The sequence below is a fragment of the Bartonella fuyuanensis genome, assembly GCF_014197255.1.
Taxonomy (GTDB): Bacteria; Pseudomonadota; Alphaproteobacteria; order Rhizobiales; family Rhizobiaceae; genus Bartonella; species Bartonella fuyuanensis.
In genome coordinates, this window is record NZ_JACIFE010000006.1 from 14,460 (window position 1) to 29,083 (window position 14,624).

Annotated in this window: 13 protein-coding genes and 1 pseudogene; 6 read left to right on the forward strand and 8 right to left on the reverse strand. The window is 36.9% G+C overall.

The window, feature by feature from the left end; translation table 11 throughout:
- Positions 1-77: 77 nt before the first annotated feature.
- A complete protein-coding gene (locus tag GGR08_RS03740) occupies positions 78-1,157 on the reverse strand; it encodes a class I SAM-dependent methyltransferase (protein ID WP_183194053.1) in 1,080 nt (359 codons plus the stop codon).
- Positions 1,150-2,010 (reverse strand): prolipoprotein diacylglyceryl transferase, encoded by an 861-nt coding sequence (lgt, locus tag GGR08_RS03745; RefSeq protein ID WP_183194054.1) that lies wholly within the window; start codon positions 2,008-2,010, stop codon positions 1,150-1,152. Before lgt ends, GGR08_RS03740 begins: the two co-directional genes overlap by 8 nt.
- Before the next feature lie 303 nt (positions 2,011-2,313).
- Between lgt and GGR08_RS03750 the strand changes: the two genes are divergently transcribed.
- Positions 2,314-2,571, forward strand: coding sequence for an accessory factor UbiK family protein (locus GGR08_RS03750; RefSeq protein WP_183194055.1), 258 nt, complete (start codon positions 2,314-2,316; stop codon positions 2,569-2,571).
- Positions 2,572-2,937: 366 nt separating this feature from the next.
- Positions 2,938-3,438, forward strand: coding sequence for a type III secretion system chaperone family protein (locus GGR08_RS03755; protein WP_183194056.1), 501 nt, complete (start codon positions 2,938-2,940; stop codon positions 3,436-3,438).
- Positions 3,439-3,485: 47 nt separating this feature from the next.
- Here the strand turns inward: GGR08_RS03755 and GGR08_RS03760 are convergent, their stop codons facing one another.
- Entirely contained in the window at positions 3,486-4,826 is a 1,341-nt protein-coding gene (locus tag GGR08_RS03760) for an ATP-binding protein (protein WP_183194057.1), read from the reverse strand.
- 13 nt (positions 4,827-4,839) lie between these two features.
- A complete protein-coding gene (locus tag GGR08_RS03765; RefSeq protein WP_183194058.1) occupies positions 4,840-5,544 on the reverse strand; it encodes a response regulator in 705 nt (234 codons plus the stop codon).
- Between the two features lie 148 nt (positions 5,545-5,692).
- Here GGR08_RS03765 and GGR08_RS03770 point away from each other — a divergent pair, with 148 nt between their 5' ends.
- Entirely contained in the window at positions 5,693-6,343 is a 651-nt protein-coding gene (locus GGR08_RS03770) for an MBL fold metallo-hydrolase (RefSeq protein WP_183194059.1), read from the forward strand.
- Between the two features lie 57 nt (positions 6,344-6,400).
- On the opposite strand, the gene GGR08_RS03775 is transcribed toward GGR08_RS03770, so the two are convergent.
- From GGR08_RS03775 to GGR08_RS03790, 4 genes are all read right to left on the reverse strand, one after another.
- Positions 6,401-7,183: a BA14K family protein gene (locus GGR08_RS03775; protein ID WP_183194060.1), complete on the reverse strand. Its 783-nt coding sequence runs from the start codon at positions 7,181-7,183 to the stop codon at positions 6,401-6,403.
- Between the two features lie 240 nt (positions 7,184-7,423).
- Positions 7,424-7,564 (reverse strand): hypothetical protein, encoded by a 141-nt coding sequence (locus GGR08_RS08205; RefSeq protein ID WP_246350112.1) that lies wholly within the window; start codon positions 7,562-7,564, stop codon positions 7,424-7,426.
- Between the two features lie 529 nt (positions 7,565-8,093).
- Positions 8,094-10,235, reverse strand: coding sequence for an excinuclease ABC subunit UvrB (uvrB, locus tag GGR08_RS03785; protein WP_183194061.1), 2,142 nt, complete (start codon positions 10,233-10,235; stop codon positions 8,094-8,096).
- 252 nt (positions 10,236-10,487) lie between these two features.
- Entirely contained in the window at positions 10,488-10,808 is a 321-nt protein-coding gene (locus tag GGR08_RS03790) for an SH3 domain-containing protein (RefSeq protein WP_183194062.1), read from the reverse strand.
- Between the two features lie 334 nt (positions 10,809-11,142).
- Here GGR08_RS03790 and greA point away from each other — a divergent pair, with 334 nt between their 5' ends.
- The 3 genes and pseudogenes from greA to GGR08_RS03805 form a co-directional block, all read left to right on the forward strand.
- Positions 11,143-11,616, forward strand: a complete 474-nt coding sequence (gene greA / locus GGR08_RS03795; RefSeq protein WP_183194063.1) for a transcription elongation factor GreA — start codon at positions 11,143-11,145, stop codon at positions 11,614-11,616.
- A gap of 17 nt (positions 11,617-11,633) precedes the next feature.
- The gene (locus tag GGR08_RS03800) at positions 11,634-12,692 is read left to right on the forward strand and encodes a glycosyltransferase family 4 protein (protein ID WP_183194064.1); all 1,059 of its coding nucleotides are present in this window, start codon (positions 11,634-11,636) and stop codon (positions 12,690-12,692) included.
- Positions 12,693-13,804: 1,112 nt separating this feature from the next.
- A pseudogene (locus GGR08_RS03805) lies at positions 13,805-14,349 on the forward strand (Arm DNA-binding domain-containing protein); the annotation flags it as partial.
- Positions 14,350-14,624 lie beyond the last annotated feature (275 nt).

The following is a 14,624-nucleotide window of genomic DNA, read 5'->3' on the forward strand; positions in this document are numbered from 1 at the left end:
CAATGAAATTGGAGATGTTCATATTTGTTAATGAACATTTCAGATAATGATGTACTTATTGAGTAAATTGCTGATCATCAAAATTGGGGAGGTATGGGGATGTTTTTATCACTGAAATGTAAAACTTTAAATAATTTGCCCATTTGATCTGGGCCAGCAAGCCGTTCGATGTCTTGACGGATTTTGTCTTGCAGGTGCGTGCTTTTGTCCATTCCAAGCTGTTTTGCGCGTGTTAGAATCCCCATTTTAAAAAGAAAATCTCCTTGCTCAAAGATTTCAGCAAAACACCCCTGTTCAAGAGCTATATTTTTTAAAAAAGAAAAATCAACGTGGGATGTTAAATCATGTGCACCAGGGGCATCAAAAACATTACGAAATTTATGTTTTGAGAGTGCTTGCAGTGTATCGCCAAAGGCAAGATCACAAGCACCATAGTCGATAAATAAAGCAGAACCTGTTACTTGCACTAAATGCTGGCTGATTTGTTGCATGAATTGATGCCGTAAGGGAGCATGTTCAAAAATTGTTCCGTCAGGTACTTTAGAACAATAAGTTTGTAGACAAGAAGAAGGAAGTCTATGCGGAACAGCGATAAAAATGAAATCTCCATCTTGATTGATTGTAATGCAACGTTCTTTCCATTCGCCATTGATTTTAATATATTGATTGATGGGAAGTGTATCGAGGAATTCATTAGCAATGAGGAAGAGAGGTTTTAAAGGAACTTGATTGAAGTTTGTAATGCTATGGATTTGTTTTTGATAAGAGCAAAGGCGCTTTTTTTGTTCTTTTGCAAGTTGTTGGCTTATTTCGATCAGAAAAATTTCAGCAGCATTAAATGCTGTTTGCGAAAGCTTTTGGATGGTACGCAAAATGTCATCCATCAAAGTTCCACGTCCTGGACCTATTTCAGCGAGAATAAAAGGGTAAGGACAGCCTTGAGCTTTCCAGCTTGCCAGAGTCCAAATGCCAATCATCTCTCCAAATAATTGGCTTATTTCAGGTGCGGTTACAAAATCTCCAGCACGTCCAAAAGGCGCTTGGGTTTGATAATAACCAAATTGGGGATCGGTGAGTGCCAATGTCATATATTGGCTAACAGCGATTGGTCCATTAAGAGCAATAATTTCTTTAATCTTTTCTTTGAGATTAGCCATTTTCTGTCAATTTATATTTAAAGGGGTGGAAAAGGAGATAAAGCCCTAAAAGAAGCATGGGAAGAGATAAAGCCATGCCATAGGTGAAACCTGTAGAGTGAAAAAGGGTCGAAAACCATTTTGGATCTTCTTGAGGTGCACGGTAAATTTCAGAAATGCTGCGTGCTATGGCATAACCTAGGATAAACATCCCTGATACAGTGCCGGGGCGTTTTAATGCTTTGAAACCAAAAATGAGCAGCCACAGGATGATGAAGAGAAGAAATCCTTCCATGAATGCTTCGTAAAGTTGGCTTGGATGACGTGGTAGATAGTGAGGGTCAAGAGGGAAACAAACACCCCAAGAATGTGTGGTCGTATTGCCCCATAATTCTTGGTTGGTGAAATTGCAGATCCGTACAATGCCGATACCAATAGGAGCACCTGCAGCAATGATATCAAACATGGCTTGTCTGTTGATATGATTTTTATGAGCAAACCAGATCATTGCAATGATAATGCCAATGAGTCCACCATGAAAGGACATGCCCCCATTCCATAAGGCGATGATGGCACTTGGATGGTTAAAATAGTAAATGGGATTCCATACAAGGATTTCGCCTAAACGCCCTCCGACAACAATACTTATGGCAGACCAGAGAACAAAATCTTCGATCTTCTTTTTATCCATAGGAGGGTGGTTTTTATACCATAGAGATTTTTTGTTTAATAATTTTTGCGCGTACCACCAAGAAAAAAGAATACCTACACCGTAACCAAGCCCATACCAATGAAGTCCTATCGGACCTAGCTGGATAATGACAGGATCAAGAAAAGACGGAAAAGCAATAGCTGGACAAGAAAGATTATTCATGAATTGAGCATTTTACATTATATGAGGTAAATATAAAGTGATTCTGATGGTTAGAAATGACAGATGAAGTCAAAATGGTCAAGTTAGCGAGGAGGCAAGTCAGCAAGAGGAATAGATTTGCACGACTTTATCATGGTAAAAAATTATGATGGTAAAAGAATATAAAAAATTTTAAACAAAATCATCATGAAAAATCTGCACAGTAGATTAAAACAGGCTAAGAGGAACAAATTACAGTATATAAATGTTATGAGAATACACTATAGTACGTGCATTAATAATTAAAATTTAAGGAAAAATATTATGCGTAATGGATCAAATCGTATTCTTGATGAATTAGCAAAATTAGCAACAGATGCCGCTGATGTTGCACAAGGTATACGACGTGAAGCTGGAACAGCGTTTCGTGTGCAGGCTGAAAAGATAGCAAATAAACTTGATCTTATTTCACGTGAAGAATTTGAGACTTTTAAAGAGATGGTGCTGAAAGTTCATGCTGATAATGCTGATTTGAAAAGGCGTCTTGATGATTTAGAAAAAATGCAGACACGGGAAAAGTAAAAAAGAGTCTTCAAAAAAATATCCCCAATTTTTCAATGTGGTATATGAAACTAAAAAATGCTTAATCTTGAGTCTATTAGAGAGGAGCGTTTGTTTGTTTTTGATTTTTTTTGGGTAAAAATACATTTTTTTGAATCAAGGGGGCTGGTGCTATGAAATTGTATCAATACACTGAAAAGACTTGATGATTCGTTTTATGGTTATCAGGTTATCCTAAGGAGCACAATTGTGTTCTGGGTGTTTGTGTTTTGTCGAAGTTTTTAATGTGTATTTGTTTGGTGTAAAGGTCTGGGTTGTAGCAAAATATTGCTACAATTTAGGTGGTTTATATTCTGTTGACAATGTTTAAGATGATTGAGGATTGTGATGAGGCTTGCATTTTGCGCCACAGAAAGAAAAGAGCATCCTGTTGACTTTATTGAACAGATTGCTTGTGAATATGATTGGTCGTTTGAGCGAGATGCGCAAGATGAAATTAGCGTTTGTGTGGAAGGAAAATGGGCAAATTATCGTCTTGCTTTTTCGTGGATGGAAGAGCATGAAGCGCTTCATTTAGCTTGTTCATTTGATCTCTCTATTGAAAATGCTCGAACAGCTGAAATACAGCGCTTATTGTTAGCAATTAATGAAAAATTGTTGTTGGGACATTTTGATTACTGGCAAAGAAATAATTCAGTTATTTATCGGCAAGGTCTTCTTTTGGCTGGTGGAGTGCGTCCCTCCCACAGACAGGTTGAAACATTGTTGATACATGCACTTAAAGCCTGTGAAAGCTATTATGTTGCATTTCAGATGGTGGCTTTGTCAGGAGAAAGCGCTTACAAGGCGCTGCAATACACTTTATTTGAAACTGTAGGGAATGCCTAAAACCTCAAGGCTGTTATTTTTTTACAAGTCGTTTGCTGAAATATTGATCATAAGGGGATATCAAGAGTAGCACGTAATCCTCCGAGGGGGCTCTTATCTAATTGTATATTGCCACCATGGCTTCGTGCTATGTCTTGGGCAATAGAAAGACCAAGTCCTGTTCCACTTGCATCCTGATTTCGTGCTTTATCAATTCTGAAAAATGGCTTAAAAACCTCTTTACGCATATTTTTATGAATTCCAGGTCCATCATCATCGATTATCAATATAAAAGATTCCTGTTGAGAGTTAGCTGTTAGTTTAACGGTTGTACCGTAACAAAATGCATTTGATACAAGATTATTGACTAAGCGTGTGAAAGCACGAGGGCGTACTTGTATTTCTGTAGGACCTTCAATGGTGTAAGAAAATTGACGTTTGTGAAGATAAGCATCAGCAGCGAATTTTTGCATAAGAGCGTTTAAATCAAAAGTCTTGACATTTTCACTTCCTTCACCACGGGCAAAAGCAAGATAATCTTCTAACATATTTTGCATATCACTTACATCTTGCTCAAGCGGTTTAATATCAAAGTCAGTATTTGCTAATGCTAGCTGAAGTTTAAAACGTGTAAGAATAGTTCTTAAATCATGACTTACGCCTGAGAGCATCATAGTGCGTTGTTCTATTTGGCGTTCAATACGTTCGCGCATACGTAAAAAAGCAATTCCTGCACGACGGACTTCATCAGCTCCTTGTGGTTGAAATCCTTTTGGTAAAGGACGACCTCGCCCAAAACTTTCAGCTGCTTCAGCGAGTTGTTGAATTGGTTTGATTTGATTGCGCAAGAAATAAATTGCTATCAGTAATAAAACAAGAGCCGTTCCTACCATCCAGCTTAAAAAGATAGCGGTATTGGAAGCATAGGCTTGGCTGCGTGGGGCAAAGACGCGCAAGATATTATGACTAAGGTGGATACGGATTTCAACAAGATCAGAATCCCCCACAGTATCAATCCAGAAGGGACGGTTGATTTGGCGGGTGATTTCTTCGCTTAGAAAATAATCAAGAATTGCAAAAAATGGCTTAGGCCCTGGTGGGGGTAGAGGGGCAGGAGGTAAAATAGAAATGTTTAATCCCATACGTTGTTGTGCAATACGCTTGATATCTTCATAGTTATTTCGTTGTGGATATGTTTCAATAAGATCAATAATGGCTGAAATATCATGCACGACAGCTGTGGCAAGACGCTCAGTCACCATTTGCCAATGACGTTCCATAAAGACGTAAGCAATGACTGTTTGCAGAAGCACCATAGGAGCGATAATAATGATCAAAGAGCGAGCATAAAGCCGTTTAGGCATTTTTTTCGTTAACCATCGAAAAAAAAATCTTAAAGGTTCGATCATTATGCGCCTGTTACTATTCAATTGAGAGTTTATATCCTATTCCTCGCACGGTTTGGAGCCATATAGGGAGGGTTGGATTGTTTTCGATCTTACGACGAAGGCGGTTGATTTGTACATCAATGGCACGTTCACTAATCGTGTTGGTATTCATTGCAAATCGATAACGTGGAATAATTTCACCTGCATTTTCGGCAAAAATTACCATCATTTTTTGTTCTTTCTCGGTTAATTTAATAAGTTCTCCTCCTTTTTTGAGTTCGCGCCGGGAAATTGAAAATATATAAGGACCAAAAACGATTTGCTCAATTTTGGGTTGACTAAGAGGAAAACCTCGTCGTAGAATGGCGCTGATGCGAAGGAGAAGTTCACGAGGATCAAAGGGTTTCGCTAGGTAATCATCTGCTCCTGCTTCTAATCCACGGATACGGTTATCTGTTTCTGATAAAGCTGTTAGCATGAGGATGGGAACATCTTTTGTTTGGCGGAGCGAATGGGTAAGGCTGATACCATTTTCATCAGGCATCATGACATCAACAATAAGAAGATCGAAATCTAAATTTGCTAATAACCGTCTTGCTTCATTGGCATTGGCTGAAACTGAAACACGAAATCCATTTTTAATAAGAAACTGAAATAAAAGATTGCGAATACGTGTATCATCATCAATTACAAGGAGGTGAGGGGAATCGTCACACAAAACTTGGATGTGATTAATCATTCTTCAAAACCTTTAAATTGAATTTTCAAAAGATTAAAGTTTATATAAGTTGCACAAAGTTGTCGAGCAAGCTATTCTCTTCTTAAGGGTAAAGGGAAATATTTCTTCTAAAATAAACTTAAAAAAATTTATTTTTGTAAAGGATCTCATGAGTCATTTTAGTACACATACTATTCCGGTTACGCCTCTTCAGCAAAATTGCACTCTGCTTTTTGATAAGGAACAGAAAGTGGGGGTTTTAGTGGATCCTGGTGGAGATTGGTTTCGAATTCAAGAAGCTATTAAAAAAAAGGGTATTACTGTTGAAGCTATTTGGATAACACATGGTCATTTTGATCATGTGGGAGCAGCGATGCAAGCAAAAGAGGCGCTTGGAGTTAAAATTATTGGTTCACATTGCGATGATAAGCCTGTGATGGATGCTGCTAGTGAAAGTGCAAAAAGCTATGGTATCTCTGATGCATCTGTTTGTATTCCTGATCAATGGCTAGAAGATGGTGATAGTATCCACTTTGCTGAACATGTGTTCAAAGTTTTTCATACACCAGGGCATTCTCCTGGTCATGTTATTTATTTTAATGAAAAAGAACGTTTTGCTGTATTGGGTGATGTTCTCTTTCGTGGTTTTATTGGACGTACAGATTTTCCTTTTTGTTCTCATGAAAAATTAATGAGATCACTTCGAGAAAAAGTTTTATCTTTAGGTGATGACGTTCGTTTTATTTGTGGGCATGGTCCTGGAAGTTATTTAGGCTATGAGCGTCAATGGAATCCTTTTCTTCAAGAGTTTAAGACATAACTAAAAAACGCTTTAAAGCGTTTTTTAGTTACTTAATTTTTTAATAAAGAGAAAATATTAGTTTAATGGAGCATAACAAAAATGGTCTTGTCCATCGTAGCCTCGAAAAGTTCCTGTTTGGGGATTGAATGAACGGTATTTTTTCTTACAATATTGAAGCCAGTTACGAGTCCATGGTTGCTGGAGCGGTTGGTGGGTGATCGTTGATTTGGATTTATAAATGATTTGGGTTCGAGGGGCTTGTTGATAGATCATTTGCGGAACCTCTTGATACACTACCTGTCTTTGTGGCATCGGGTGATAGATAATAGGTGGTTGCTCTGGTTTTTTCAAAATTTTACCAAGAATTGCGCCTGTTGCGAGACCAAGAAGACCTGCTGCTAAAGCATCTCCTGGGTTATCGCGCTGTACATGATGTTCATGTATATGATGATGGGTTGTCTTTTTATGTTCGATATAATGATGTGTTGTGCGTTCAACATGATGATTTTGTTGTTCTCGCCTTTTATGGTTAACGTGATGGTAGGGATGAGTATGAGAAGAGTGATGTTTTTCAGAAGTAGAATGGCCCTTAGAATTGTCAGAAGGAAAAAATGCATTCATTCTTTTTTGCATATCTTCTATGTGCTTATTTGTTCTGTTTTTGAAATCATTTATGTATCTATCAAAATGATTTGCACTATGCATCTTTACCCTATTTTTGAAATCATTCATGTGTTTATCAAAATCATTTTCACTATGCATCATCCATTCGATAGCCGCAAAGGATGTACTTAATGGCACCAGAATGGTTGCCGCTGATACCACCGATAAGATTGCTAGGTTAGTAGATTTTTTCATAGCGACACTCCTTAAACTTAAGATTCATATTTTTTCACATCATACGTGTGACAAGCTGAATATAATCTGAATGACTTTTGGCTTTATTTTGACAAAACGAATAAAGGGCCATTTGGTTGGGAAAACGATATAATAGACAGAGAATGAAGATCTCTTTTTAGAAAAATTTATAGTTTTTCAGCATAATGTATTTAATAAAAAGGAATATAGAAAAGACTGATATTTGAACTTTTTCGAGTATTATTCTTCCTTTTTTGTATAAATAGAACGCCATCGGTTTGTTAATTTACGAGCTTTTTTAGAAACATTTTGCAACGTACCCAAGCCCATTTCATGACAGCGTCCGTGAAGGGTACCGTAAAATTCATTGGGCTCTATCATCTTTATGCTTGTGAAGTAACAAGCCAGCTATTTGCTCTTCCCCAATGTTGTGACAGCCTTTGCATTAAGACGATTCATAAGAGGTATTTTTAATTTTTGCTTATACAAATTTTATCCATACACTCATCCCGCTTATGACGTGTGAGGGAGTGGTTTTGGTTGATTCAAGATAAAGAGATTTGAAATGAGAGAATCCTACAGTATTCGAGACTCTCATTCAATATGCAAAACAGTGAGTTGTCATTATAAATCAATATCTTGTAATTACATAAGACAGTTCTATTGAGGTGTATAGCATGCTTTTGTTTGTTGATTATTTTGTGTGAGTTTTTGGAAATTCACGATTTATTTGAAAGTCTTTGAGATTTTTTAACTTATATGTTGGGTGATTTTTTTTCAGTTGTTTTACTTTCTTGTTATAAAGTATTTTTATGAGTTCTTTTTTGATTTTTCAAAAGTGTCTATGATTGAATCTCCATGATTAAATTGATGTTACTTAGAAGTTGATAAAACCATGGGTTGGGAGGTGTTATGCTATTTTAAGGGGCTCATCTGCGATTGCTAGTTCTATTTTCTGGAGTTGTTTTATTTCATCCCGAAGTTGAGCTGCTTCTTCAAAATTAAGATCCGCTGCTGCTTTACGCATTGATTTTTCCAGAGATTGAATATGGATTGCTAAATTGTTACGATCTATATTGTTTTGCGTGATAAAATCAGGAATATTTGTAAGCGTTTTGTGGTTTTTGCTGTCTGTATTGAGAATATCATCGATATTTTTTTTGATACTGGTTGGTGTGATATGGTTCTCTTTATTATAGGCTATCTGTTTTTGTCGACGTCTTTGTGTTTCTTGTAAAGCGCGTTCTATAGAGCCCGTAATTGTATCGGCATAAAGAATAACATGACCATCTACGTTGCGTGCGGCGCGTCCGATGGTTTGTATGAGTGAAGTTTCTGAGCGCAAAAAACCTTCTTTATCAGCATCTAGGATGGCAACAAAACTGCATTCTGGAATATCCAAACCTTCTCGAAGGAGGTTAATTCCAATGAGGACATCAAAGGTACCGAGCCTCAAATCGCGAAGAATTTCAATACGCTCTAATGTATCAATGTCGGAATGCATATAACGTACCCGAATACCTCGTTCGTGGAAATATTCCGTTAAATCTTCAGCCATACGCTTGGTTAGGACGGTCACTAATGTGCGGTAGCCTTTTTGAATTGTTTTATGAATTTCGTTAACAACATCATCGACTTGAGTACGTGCTGGACGAATTTCTGTTTTTGGATCAACAAGCCCTGTTGGGCGAATAATTTGTTCAGCAAAAATACCATGGGATTGTTCTATTTCCCAGCGTCCAGGTGTTGCGGAGACAGCAATCGTTTGGGGGCGCATGGCATCCCATTCTTCAAAGCGTAAAGGACGGTTGTCCATACAAGACGGGAGACGGAAACCATATTCTGCTAAAGTTGCTTTTCTGCGAAAATCACCGCGGTACATACCACCAATTTGAGGAATAGTTACATGGCTTTCATCGATAAAAACAAGAGCATTTAGTGGAATATATTCGAATAAAGTTGGTGGTGGTTCACCAGGATTTCGTCCTGTTAAATAACGTGAATAATTTTCAATACCTGGACATGAGCCAAGAGTTTCTAACATTTCTAAATCAAAGATTGTACGCTGCTCTAAGCGTTGTGCTTCTAAAAAACGACCAGCAGCGTTCAATTCGTCAAGGCGTTGAACGAGTTCTTTTTTGATCAATTTCATTGCCTGATTTAAGGTTGGCCTTGGTGTAACATAGTGTGAATTGGCATAAATTTTAATAGATTGAAGATCATCTGTTTTTTGTCCCGTGAGAGGATCAAATTCTGTAATTGTTTCTACTTCATCACCAAAGAGCGAGATACGCCAAGCGCGATCTTCAAGGTGGGCTGGAAAAATTTCAATAGTATCTCCTCGTACACGAAAAGAACCACGAATGAAATTGATGTCTTGTCTATGATAGTGTTGAGCAACTAAATCAGTCAAAAGTCGCTGTTGATTAAGTTTACTACCTTTTTCTATTTGGAAATTCATGGCCGTATAGGTTTCTACGGAACCAATTCCATAGATACAGGAGACAGATGCGACGATGATAACGTCATCACGCTCTAATACAGCACGTGTTGCAGCATGACGCATCCGGTCGATTTGTTCATTAATAGAGGATTCTTTTTCGATATAAGTGTCAGAGCGTGCAACATAGGCTTCTGGTTGATAATAGTCGTAATAAGAGACAAAATATTCAACAGCATTGTGAGGAAAAAAGCTTTTAAACTCCCCATAAAGCTGTGCTGCTAATGTTTTATTGGGTGCTAAAATGAGAGCGGGACGTTGTGTTTTTTCAATGATTTTCGCCATCGTATAGGTCTTTCCTGAGCCGGTAACCCCCAAAAGCACTTGTGTACGTTCATCTTTTTCGATTCCCTCAACCAGGGTTTTAATGGCTTGGGGCTGATCTCCTGCTGGTTTAAAGGACGTTTTGAGTTGAAATGGAATACCACCTTCAGATTTTGCGGGACGAACAGGGCGATGAGGTGTCCATAACACACCATTCTTAAAAAGAGGATTACCTGAAGCAATGAGAGCAGAAAGAGCTTCTACAGTTGCAGTAACACCATTTTTCATTGTTGTATCCTTTGATAAAAAATGCTGATGATTTTAAAGGAAATCCCAATTTTACAATTTCATTACGACAACAGCAAAATGTTATTTAGAAAGTTTATTTCGGTTTATTGGGTAGGGTTATAAGATATTAAGCAGTTTTTTTCTATGAGACTAATTCTTTGAAGTATTTCTTTGGAGGGGGAATATTGGTGGTTTTTTTGGACACTATTGCAGTTTTGTCATGATGATGTTATTTAAAGATCGGGTAAGTTATTATGGCGAAGAGTCATATGGGGTATATTTTAACACTAAAGACATTATATATGTGCGATAAAGAGCGTTTCCATCTTTAAATGAAAGATAACGAGATGACACCCAGCCTAGTTGAGCGTTATATCGGATATAGCACCAATTTCCTTCGCAGTTTTTGACAAAGACTAATTCTCCCGCAGAAATTAAGCCACAAAGTGCATACTGAGTGCTGGGGCCTGTTCTAAAATTAAGATTTCTCGTGACAAAGGCATTCGCTGCCTCAGAAATTGTTGTGGCTAAAAAGAAAGGGACAAGCATAAAAAAAATTACGATCTTTTTCATTTTATTGCAAAGAACTTCTTTAGAGATCTTCTATCTTTCTCTCTTCGTATCACATATGATTTTTTTTGCCAAACTATGATAAAACAGAAAAAGGACAATTCTTTCTTAAGAAAACTTTAGGCAGGAAAATGAAACTTGGTGTTTTAAATACCAAAATGAGATGTTTTAAACACTATTGGTGCATGTTTTGTTCCCTTTAATTTATTTTTATATGGAAAACAGAGAGACTGTACTATATAATAAAGAAGATCGTAGTTTTCGGATTCCAAAAGTAGTTTTGGAAGCCGTTTTTTGTATTTTATTAAACCTTCCATGTAATAGAAAGGGACGGATTATGGAAAAAGTTCCGATGACTACAGCTGGTTTTGAAAGTCTTAAAGAAGAGTTGCGTTGGCGTCAACAACAGGAGAGGCCGCGAATTATTGAAGCAATTTCTGAGGCGCGTGCCCATGGTGATTTGTCAGAAAATGCCGAATATCATGCTGCTAAAGAAGCACAAAGCCATAATGAGGGGCGTATAAATGAACTTGAAGATTATATCGCGCGGGCAGAAGTGATAGATGTTTCGCGTCTTTCAGGCGATAAAATAAAATTTGGAGCGACCATTAAACTCTTGAATGAGGATACTGAAGAAAAAAAGGTGTATCAGATCGTAGGGGATCAGGAAGCTGATGTAAAGATTGGTAAAATCTCTATTTCTTCTCCTATCGCACGTGCACTTATTGGTAAGCAAGAGGGTGATGTGATTGAGGTGAATGCGCCCGGTGGTGCGCATAATTATGAAATCATTAAAGTTCAGTACATTTAAGTTTTATCTAAATTGCTATGCGTGTGTCTTTGGAAGAGACTGAGATTATTGCACCTCACTTTAAAAGGCGTTTATCAGGAGTGACATCTACGATTATTCAGCTTATTCCACTGCAGCGCCAACAAGGTGTCCGTATAGCCACTTTGGGGGTTGGGTTACCAAAAAGTTTGCCGGCTCTTACCTTTATGGACCTTTTCGGACTTTGGAAAAGTCCGAAAGGGAAGCCATTTCGTATTTGGCATGCACGGCGCAATATTGAGATGCTTTGTGGGATCTTTTTGCGTGATATTTTGCGAATGAAGTTGAAACTTATTTTTACATCGGCTTCTCAACGTCATCATAAGTTTTTCACCAAATGGTTGATTCGCCGGATGGATAGGGTTATTGCTACCAGTACACAGACGGGCACTTATCTGGAAGTCCCTCATAAGGTGATTGTACATGGGGTGGATGTAAGGCGTTTTTCTCCACCACAAGCTCTTGATGATCATTTTTCTTCTTCTGGATTTCCTGGAAAATATGCTGTAGGGTGTTTTGGTCGTGTGCGTTACTCAAAGGGAACAGATTTATTTATCGATGCAATGATAACGTTATTGCCTCGTTATTCTGAGTGGACGGCCCTTATCGCTGGTCGTACGACAGAGAAGCATTATCATTTTGAAAAGGAATTACGCCAAAAGATTGCTAAAGCTGGACTGGATGATCGCATTATTTTTCTTGGGGAGATTCTGAACACACCTTTGTGGTATCGTCGTTTATCGCTTTATGTAGCACCCTCTCGTACAGAAGGTTTCGGTTTAACTCCATTAGAGGCAATGGCATCACAGGTTGCGGTTGTAACGAGCGATGCGGGAGCTTATAAGGAATTAGTAGCAGAAGAAACAGGAACGGTTGTAAAAGCAGGAGATAGTTCAGTTTTAACGGCAGCGATTGAACCTTATTTTGCTGATGTAGAAAAAACGTTGTCTGCAGGAAGAAAAGCTTTAACCCATGTTCGTATTCATTTCCCTTTGGAAAAGGAGGCAACTGAGATTGAAAGTGTTTACAAAGAACTGTTTGCAGAAAAAACATCTTAAAATATATTTTGTAGCAAAAATTATTCTTGAGAAATAATAAAAAGTGTTTTTCTTAAATTCTATTTGCAGAAAAAACATCTTAAAATATATTTTGTAGCAAAAATTATTCTTGAGAAATAATAAAAAGTGTTTTTCTTAAATTCTATTTCATAATCATCATCAAAAAAACAGCTCAATTATATAAATTTTTTTCAAAAAAATTGGCATGTCTTTAATATAATGCTATAAGAAGTTCTTAAAGCTTGGGATGAAAGTTTAAAAAATGTATAGATTTAGGAGCGATATATAGTTTATAATAAAGGAGGAGAGGGAAGTACTATTTAAAGTCTAGAAATTTATGCTATATCTTAACAGTGTTACATTGATATTGTTATGTTTTATAAGATTTAGATATATAGCAAAGAAATGTTTTCTTATCTTAAAAAGATAATGATGATCTTATTTTCATTAAAGAGATTTTTTGGGGCTGCTTATAGAGTTTATCATGGATAAAATAGTCGTGTATATTTTTAATAATAGAAATTCATAATAAAATCTGCTCTAGGATCAATATTTTGATTCATATAGATGGCTTGTCTTTGCAAAATGTAAAAGAAGCTCTTCACTTTAAGATGGGGTTTCTTAAAAGACTTAAAGCAATCCAAAGTAGAATATCTAAAAGTGCAAGTTTCTTCTTTTTAGAATAATGCATATAAGCACTTCTTTTATTAAAAAAACGAGAATTTTTCGAGAGCAGCCATAAGTTTCATTAAAGAAACGTGATATTCATTTTCAGTATCAATATTTTCACTATTAGCTTCTTTACACACTACCATCCACAATCACATAAAAAATCGGTGGTTATATTAATTTCGTTTTTCCCATTTTACCATTTTAATTGCGTTCTATTCAATAAAAAAGTTTTCAATTGACAACTCTATAAGGGTGCCGAGTATTATCAATACATTGATTTATAATGATAATTCACTGTTCTGTATGTTGAATTAAAAATCTGAATATAGTAAGGTTTTCTTATTCTAAACCCTCTCAGATTGGATCAATTCATATCACTTGTTTGCACGTCACAAGTGGGATGAGTGTGTGGATCAAATTTGTATAAGAAAGAATTAAAAATGGCTCTTATGAACCGTCTTAATGCAAGATCTGTCGCAACATTGGGAGCTGGTAAATATAATGATGGTGCCGGCTTGCTTCTTCATAAGCGTAAAGATGGAGGTGCTCAATGGATTTTACGATATACCCTTCACGGGCGCCGTCGTGAAATGGGATTGGGTGCTTTGAGAGATGTTTCTTTAAAAAAGCCCGTGAATTAGCAAACCAATGGCGTTCTGTTTTACGTGAAGGACGTGATCCCATTAAAGAACGTGAGAAACAAAAGCGTGAAGCAATAAGCAATCTCCATTATTTAAAAGATATTGCTTTAGAGGCTTTTGAAAGTCGTAAAGCTGAATTAAAAGGAGATGGTAAAAATGGAAGTTGGTTTTTATCATTACGCCTTCATATTCTCCCTAAATTATGTTGCCTCCCCGTTTCAGAGATTACACAAACAGAGATACGCAATACCCTTGCCACTATTTGGCATACAAAAGCTGATACAGCGCGTAAAGCTCTTACCAGCATTAGTCTTTGTCTCAAACATGCGGCTGCTACAAATTTGATCCACACATTCATCCTACTTGTTATGTGCAAATGAGAGGTTTTGATTGATTCTACATAAACAGCTTTGAAATGAGAGAATCTTACGTTATTCGGGACTCTCATTCAACATACAAAACAGTGAATTATCAGTATAAATCAATTTATTGTATCAATAAAAGTTATACTCTTGCATGTCAAAATTGGGAGAGAGCATGTAGTGGATAAAAATTATTTAAGAAAGGTCGTAAAAGAGGCTTCTTAAAAACTGTCTGCAAGGCAAGAGATTGCAGCGTT